6 protein-coding genes, 1 tRNA gene and 1 pseudogene are annotated in these 5737 nt (G+C 61.4%); 5 read left to right on the top strand and 3 right to left on the bottom strand.

What is annotated here, in order from left to right; translation table 11 throughout:
• The 5 genes from pheS to QZY06_RS14980 form a co-directional block, all read left to right on the top strand.
• On the top strand, positions 1 to 612 hold a 612-nt coding region (gene pheS, locus QZY06_RS15000; protein WP_295685878.1), incomplete at its 5' end, for a phenylalanine--tRNA ligase subunit alpha.
• Positions 609 to 2969: a phenylalanine--tRNA ligase subunit beta gene (pheT, locus tag QZY06_RS14995; protein ID WP_295685877.1), complete on the top strand. Its 2361-nt coding sequence runs from the start codon at positions 609 to 611 to the stop codon at positions 2967 to 2969. The genes pheS and pheT, both read left to right, overlap by 4 nt.
• Positions 2970 to 2974: 5 nt before the next feature.
• Positions 2975 to 3271, top strand: coding sequence for an integration host factor subunit alpha (locus tag QZY06_RS14990; RefSeq protein WP_022975469.1), 297 nt, complete (start codon positions 2975 to 2977; stop codon positions 3269 to 3271).
• Positions 3255 to 3671, top strand: a complete 417-nt coding sequence (locus tag QZY06_RS14985; RefSeq protein ID WP_367275656.1) for a MerR family transcriptional regulator — start codon at positions 3255 to 3257, stop codon at positions 3669 to 3671. The genes QZY06_RS14990 and QZY06_RS14985 overlap by 17 nt, the downstream gene beginning before the upstream one ends.
• A gap of 62 nt (positions 3672 to 3733) precedes the next feature.
• A tRNA-Pro gene (locus tag QZY06_RS14980) sits at positions 3734 to 3810 on the top strand.
• A gap of 265 nt (positions 3811 to 4075) precedes the next feature.
• Here the strand turns inward: QZY06_RS14980 and QZY06_RS14975 are convergent.
• The 3 genes and pseudogenes from QZY06_RS14975 to QZY06_RS14965 all read right to left on the bottom strand — a co-directional run.
• Positions 4076 to 4186 (bottom strand): annotated as a pseudogene (locus QZY06_RS14975) (carbon storage regulator); the annotation flags it as partial.
• A gap of 237 nt (positions 4187 to 4423) precedes the next feature.
• Positions 4424 to 4744: a hypothetical protein gene (locus QZY06_RS14970; protein WP_295685876.1), complete on the bottom strand. Its 321-nt coding sequence runs from the start codon at positions 4742 to 4744 to the stop codon at positions 4424 to 4426.
• Between the two features lie 618 nt (positions 4745 to 5362).
• Positions 5363 to 5647 carry a hypothetical protein gene (locus QZY06_RS14965; RefSeq protein ID WP_295685875.1) on the bottom strand — a complete coding sequence of 95 codons (285 nt, stop codon included), beginning with the start codon at positions 5645 to 5647 and terminating at the stop codon, positions 5363 to 5365.
• Positions 5648 to 5737: the final 90 nt, after the last annotated feature.

Here is a 5737-nt window from a genome sequence, read left to right as displayed (position 1 = left end):
GGCCCGGAGATCGAGGACGACTGGCACAACTTCCAGGCGCTGAACATTCCTGAATCGCACCCCGCGCGGGCGATGCAGGACACCTTCTACGCCTTGAACGGCGCTCGCCTGCTCCGCACCCATACCAGCCCGGTGCAGGTGCGGACCATGCTCGATCGCAAGCCGCCGATCCGCATCATCTGCCCCGGCCGCGTCTATCGCGTCGATTTCGATCGCACCCATAGCCCGATGTTTCATCAGGTCGAAGGCCTGTATGTCGCGGAGAACGTCGGCCTCGCCGATCTGAAGCACGACCTGCAGAAATTCCTGTCTCTGTTCTTCGAGCGCGAAGTCGAAGCCCTGTTCCGGCCGTCCTACTTCCCGTTCGTCGAACCCGGCGCCGATGTCCACATTCGCTGGGGCGATCCCGAGAAGGGCACGCGCTGGCTCGAAGTGCTCGGCTGCGGCGTGGTTCATCCAAACGTGCTAGCCGCGGTCGGCATCGATCCCGAGCGCTACACCGGCTATGCCTTCGGCATGGGCGTGGAGCGGCTGGCCATGCTGCGTTATGGCGTCGACGATCTCCGTCTGTTCTTCAACAACGATCTGCGGTTTCTGGAGCAGTTCAAGTGAAACTCAGCGAAAACTGGCTGCGCGAGTGGGTCAACCCGCCGGCCACGGCGGCCGAACTCGCCCACAAGCTGAACATGGCCGGCCTCGAATGCGAGGCTGAACCGATGCTCGACGTGCTGCCGAAAGGCATCGTCGTCGGCAAGATCATCAGTACCACGCCGCATCCGCAGGCCGATCGCCTGAGAGTCTGCGAAGTCGACGCCGGCACCGGCGAAGTGCTGCAGATCGTCTGCGGAGCAGCGAATGCGCGTCCCGGCATCCTGGTGCCGGCCTCGCTGCCGGGCGCGGTGCTGCCGAACGGCACCGAGATCGGCAAAGCGGCACTGCGCGGCGTCGAGTCCAGCGGCATGCTCTGCTCGGCATCCGAACTGGGCCTGGCCGAGAAGTCGGAAGGTCTGCTGGAACTCGATCCGAAGGCTGTGCCCGGCACGCCGATCGAAAAGCACCTCGGCCTCGTCGACCAATTGCTGGTTCTGGAACTGACACCGAATCGCGGCGACTGTCTGAGCATCGCCGGGCTGGCCCGCGAAACTGCCGCGCTGTACGGCCTGCAGATGACGCCGCCGCGCATCCGCCCGGCGGTGGTCGAGCCGGAGACGCGCGTCAACGTGATCGTCGACGATCATGGCGGCTGCCCGCATTACGTCGGCCGTGTGGTCATCGGCCTGAATCCGAAAGCGCGCACGCCGGACTGGATGAGCGAGCGTCTGCGCCGCTGCGGCATTCGCACGATTCATCCGGTGGTCGACATCACCAACTACGTGATGCTCGAACTCGGCCAGCCGATGCACGGCTTCGATGCCGATCAGCTCAAGGGCGCGATCCGCGTCCGCCGCGCCAAGGCCGGCGAACAGCTGAAGCTGCTCAACGAACAGACGATCACGCTCGACCCGCGCGACCTGCTGATCACCGACGACACCGGCCCGCTGGTGCTGGCCGGCGTCATGGGCGGCACCGCGTCCGGCTGCTCAGCGCAGACCACTTCGGTATTCCTCGAAGCGGCCTGCTTCGAACCGGTGTCGATCGCCACCGCAGGCCGACGCCACAAGCTGCTGTCTGATTCACGCTACCGCTTCGAGCGCGGCGTCGATCCGGCGCTGCAGCGGCAGGCACTGGAACGCGCCACCGCCCTCGTGCAGCAGATCTGTGGCGGCCGGGCCGGCCCGATCGTCGAGGTCGGCATCGCGCCCGCACATGTCGCCGAAATCACGCTGCGTCACTCGCAGATCACCCGTCTGCTCGGCTGCGAGATTCCGGTCAATCGCGTCGTGCCGTTGCTGCACAGCCTGGGGCTGGCGGTGAACCCGACCGGCGCCAGCAGCTGGAAGGCGAAAGTGCCGCCACATCGCTACGACCTGCGCATCGAAGCCGATCTGGTCGAGGAAATCGGCCGCCTGCATGGCTACGACAACATCGCGCCGCGCGCTTACGCCGCCGAACTCGCGCCGTTCTCGCCGAAGGAAACCCAGCGTCCGCTCGATCGGATCAAGGATGCGCTGGTCGCCCGCGGGTATCAGGAAGTGGTCACCTACAGCTTTGTCGATCCGAAGCTGCAGGCGCAGCTAGATCCGGAAACGCCGGGCGTACTGCTCGACAATCCGATCGCCGAAACGATGGCGGTGATGCGCACCACGATCTGGAGCGGCCTGATCCCGACCTGGCAGTACAACCGCCAGCGTCAGCAGAAGCGCGCGCGCCTGTTCGAAGCCGGTGCGGTCTATGCGCTCGAAGGCAGCGGCAATCGCGAACAGGCGAAGCTCGCCGGCTTGATCGCCGGCCCGCAGCTTCCCGAGCAATGGGGCGCGGCCAGTCGTCCAGTCGATTTCTTCGATGCCAAGGCCGATCTCGAAGCCCTGTTCGGTATGACGCTCAGCTACGAGTCCGGCCGGCACCCGGCGCTGCACCCGGGGCGCACGGCGCGCATCGTCCGGGATGGCGTGGCAGTAGGCTGGCTCGGCGCCCTACATCCGCGTCTTGCCGAAGCCTTCGATATCAGCGAAGCGCTGTACCTGTTCGAGCTCGACTGGGCCGCTGTGCGCGGCCTCGCCCTGCCCGCTCCGGGCGGCGTTTCCGAGTTTCCGTCGTCGCGCCGCGATCTCGCTTTCGTGGTCGATGAAGCAGTCGCTGCGCAGGCACTGGCCGACGTCATCCGTGAAGCTGCCGCACCGCTGCTCAAGACCCTGCAGACCTTCGACGTCTACCGCGGAACGGGCTTGCCGGCGGGTCGCAAAAGCATCGCCTTCGGCTTGATTTTTCAGGATTATTCACGCACCCTGAATGTTGAAGAAGTTGACGCCGCAGCCGCGCGAGTGGCCGCCAGCGTTCAGGCCCGATTGGGTGGATCGGTACGAGAATAGCAACTGTGGCGCTGACCAAAGCCGAGCTCGCCGAGGCTCTTTTCGAGGAACTCGGGCTCAATAAGCGTGAAGCCAAGGAGTTCGTCGACCATTTCTTCGAAGAGGTGCGCGAGCGCCTGGAACACGGCGAAGAAGTGAAGCTGTCCGGCTTCGGTAATTTCGAGCTGCGCGACAAGAGCCAGCGTCCCGGACGCAACCCGAAAACCGGCGAGGAGATTCCGATCTCCGCGCGCCGCGTCGTGACCTTCCGCCCCGGCCAGAAGCTGCGGCTCCGAGTGAGTGTTGATGAAGCAGACGCATAAGCTCGAACCGCTGCCGGAGATTCCGAGCAAACGCTATTTCGCCATCGGCGAAGTCAGCGAGCTGTGCGGCGTGAAGGCGCATGTGCTGCGCTATTGGGAGCAGGAATTCCCGCAGCTTAAGCCGGCCAAACGGCGCGGCAATCGTCGCTACTACCAGCACGACGATGTCGAGATGATCCGCCGCATCCGCAGCCTCCTGTACGAACAGGGCTACACGATCGGTGCCGCGCGCCTGCGCATCAAGGAGCAGCCGAGAGTCGAGAGCGGTACGCCGATCATTCGTCCGCCACTGCTGAACGCCGCGAATCCGCCGCTTGTTGAAGCCGGCAGCCTGCGCCAGCAGCAGCTCAAGGACATCCGCAACGAGCTGCAATCCCTGCTCGATCGCTGGCCAGTCTGAGCGCGAAACCGGCTCAAATATTCAAAGCCCGCAGCCGGCTTTGCGGGTTACAATTCAAACATCGGGGCGTAGCGCAGTCTGGTAGCGCACTTGCCTGGGGGGCAAGTGGTCGCAGGTTCAAATCCTGTCGCCCCGACCAATTAAATCAATAGCTTGCAGCGAAATGGAACCGCCTTTATCGGCGGTTTTTTGTTTCAGGGTAATCGTCAGGGTAATGAACCGAAGGTTGCTTCCGACCCGAGAATGGGCTGATCATTGCCCTGCCGGCGCCGTGCATCGCGAATGGCTCGCCTCTCGATGGAAGGAAGCTTCAACGCACTAGGTTGAGACTCAGGCAACCTTCCGGTGATGCTCATGCGGTCACTACAATCCTGATGCTCTGACCTCTGAGAATTGGCGCTCGATCGCGTCACAGGGATGTCCTTCGGCGCCTTGATGCCGATACGGACCTGGTTTCCATGCAGTCCAAGAACGGCCACCTCAATTTCGCCAACAACCCTTGTCGGGATCAACATGCCCATGGTCGTCACTCCGTTGACGTGAGCCCACAGGCTACTCCTGGTTCGGACCTTCGCGACCCACTGAAATCAAATCACGGTGAAGTCGGTCAACTTCTGCAATCGCCGCCCGGTGTCCCTCTAGGCTGGCATGAGACAACAGATCAGTTGCTGCCGCTGCCCTTCAAACTCGATCGTAAGGATTCCGGTTGCTGCCGCCTGCTGCAGTGCCCACTCAAAGACATAGAAGCGCCCTTAGCGATACTCACCTTCTAGGCCGATCGCTGCCGCCTCACTTAGCGTCATATGTCCGAAGCCGAGATCCCAGTTCATGGACCCTGGTGCCGCCCGCTCGGTCAATCGCTCTGATATCTCTCGCAGAAGGTTTCGAACGTTGAACGCTAACTGCCAGCGCTGATCGAGTGACCGCTTCCGCTTTGTTTCCAACTCATTGGCCGCAGCGATACAGGCCCCGAGCAGCATCGAAAACGGCAGGCCGCCGAAATAGAGATGCGGCAACTGGCGACAAAGCCAGCCATCAGGCTGGTTATACGGATATAGCGCACCAGGGCTCATCGGTGGATGCAGTTAGAATATGTATTTTTATACATTTTCTTGCCGAGCGTCGTCGAAATTTTTCAGTCGTGCGGGCGCCTACCCTTGAGAAATGACATCTCGCCCAAGCCGCAGAATATTTCGATGACCCCCAAATAGGTGACGAAACAGAGTTGCCGATGGTAAGTTCCGACCGACAGGAGAGCGCGGGATCCTTTCCCCCGCGCTCTCAGTGGCCTTACCGGAGATTCAGGTAAGCGGTGATGGCAACGATCCACAGGCGCGGATCGGACAAAAAGGCACTGAGCCCCTGGCGGAATGCTTCAAACAAGTTACGGCGTTGCTTCATAGGCACCTCAAAGGTTGAAGTGCGACGGAGCTGGCCAACTAGCACGGTGAGTGCGCTGTCGGACTGTCGCTGAATCCGATTGCAGTTGTACAAAGCCCCGGTGTTCGAGACCGGGGTTTTTCTATTTCTGCAGCCAGCACTTGGATGCTGTTGCATTCTGTCTGCAGGTTCAAGGCCGCAAGAAATAGGCCGTCTGCGCTTAGGTCTGGTTTGCGATCTTCTGAATTTTCGACGTCCGGAGTTCGTGTTGATGGTGATTTGATCACCACCAAAGCATTCGGAAATCGCTATCAGTGAGCCAAGCGCCCTCTTGAGTCGTCAACGTGAATCGCCTGCAATTCCGCCATCTTGTCCCTGAACTCGATCCAGCCGTACCAAACCATTTCGAGATGACGCTTCAACATGGCAAGGGTGACGGCATCGACTGTCGTGACCAGATATTCAACCGCCGACCAGACTGAATCTTCATTGACCACATAGACCTTGACGCCTTTGACGGCATGACAGGCATGGCTGGCCGCGATGTAAGCCCTTCTCATGTTGCGGCGCGTTGAAAGTTGACCAGCGCTGCGCATTGAAAATTGACCAGGGCTGGAAGCTGAGGGCGTAGCCCTTCAGCGTGTTTTGATTCTAAGCATCGTTGCTGGTCGGCGTGGGTCTAGCCG

This window comes from uncultured Nevskia sp. (assembly GCF_903885465.1).
Lineage (GTDB): Bacteria > Pseudomonadota > Gammaproteobacteria > Nevskiales > Nevskiaceae > Nevskia.
Note: the sequence above shows the minus strand (reverse complement) of the source record. Positions and strands in the feature narration are given on the sequence as shown.